The 1,379-nt window shown below is 46.6% G+C and carries 1 pseudogene; it reads right to left on the bottom strand.

The window, feature by feature from the left end:
* Positions 1 to 1,379: pseudogene (locus EAG18_RS22270) on the bottom strand (hypothetical protein); the annotation flags it as partial.

The raw sequence follows: 1,379 nt of genomic DNA, 5'->3' as shown, positions 1-1,379 counted from the left end.
GGTCCTGGTGCTTCTTCGGCTTCGTCCTCAAGTAACGCCTCGTCTTCAAGTAAAGTATCTTCATCAAAGTCAGCTTCTAACTCTGGGAGTAGCTCCGCGTCATCTTGCGCTGCGTCTTCGTCAAGTGCAGTTGGCACGTCAGGTCCTGGTGTTTCTTCGGCTTCGGCCTCAAGTAACGTTTCGTCTTCAAGTAACGTGTCTTCATCAAAGTCAGCTTCTAACTCTGGGAGTAGCTCAGCCTCATCTTGCGCTGCGTCTTCGTCAAGTGCAGTCGGCACGTCAGGTCCTGGTGCTTCTTCGGCTTCGTCCTCAAGTAACGTTTCGTCTTCAAGTAACGTGTCTTCATCAAAGTCAGCTTCTAACTCTGGGAGTAGCTCCGCGTCATCTTGCGCTGCTTCTTCGGCTTCGTCCTCAAGCAAYGCTTCATCTTCAAGTAACGCCTCGTCTTCAAGTAAAGTATCTTCGTCGAAGTCAGCTTCTAACTCCGAGAGTGGCTCAGCCTCATCTTGCGCTGCGTCTTCGTCAAGTGCAGTAGGCACGTCAGGTGCTGGTGCTTCTTCGGCTTCATCTTCAAGTAACGCCTCGTCTTCAAGTAAAGTATCTTCGTCGAAGTCAGCTTCCTGATCTGATAATGGTTCAGCTTCACCCGGTGAGGTCACTTCTTCAAGCTCTGGAAATGCGTCTTCGATTTCAAGATCTACATCACTCGTTAGCTCATCATCAAGGTTTCCCTCAATATCAAAGTTTGAATCGCGTTGCAGCGCTTCAGAGAGCGCTCTTTCAGTCTCTGTTTCAATATCTGTTGTAGCATCTTCCCCAAGCTCTAACTCAGGATAGCTATCTAACTCAACGCTTGCTTCGAATTCCTCTTCTGGGAGATCTTCATCTTCATTCAAATCAACTTCATCAGAAAGCGGATCATCACCAAGTTCGATTTCTACTTCATTATCAACAAGTTCATCATCAGCGCTTGGATCTAGATCTAATTGTTCCTCGGCTTGAAGCTCTTGAAGTAATTCGTCAACGCTCTTTAGCTCTGGATCTTCAAATTCACTGTTGTCATCAGCTTCAGCGTTTTCTTCATTAAACGCCTCTTCGTTAGCCAAATCAGATAGCAAATTATCTTCGCTTTCATCAGGAGGCTCGGGAATTACTTCTTCATCATCAAGTATACCACTTAAGTGACCTTCCTCTGTCCTGTCAACAGGATCATCTAGTAAGTCGTCGATGTCATCGTTTGCATCAACCTCTAATTCATCTTCAAGCTCAGGTTGAGGTTCTACTAACGGTTCGTCTACTAGGTCATCGATGTCACCACTTGTGTCAGCGTTTAGTTCATCTTCATGCTCGGCCTGAGGCTCTTCTAATGGCTCGTCCAA

It is taken from the genome of Pseudoalteromonas sp. J010, assembly GCF_003934235.1.
Taxonomy (GTDB): domain Bacteria; phylum Pseudomonadota; class Gammaproteobacteria; order Enterobacterales; family Alteromonadaceae; genus Pseudoalteromonas; species Pseudoalteromonas peptidolytica.
The sequence above is the reverse complement of the archived record's forward strand: the minus strand, read 5'-3'. Positions and strand labels throughout refer to the sequence as shown.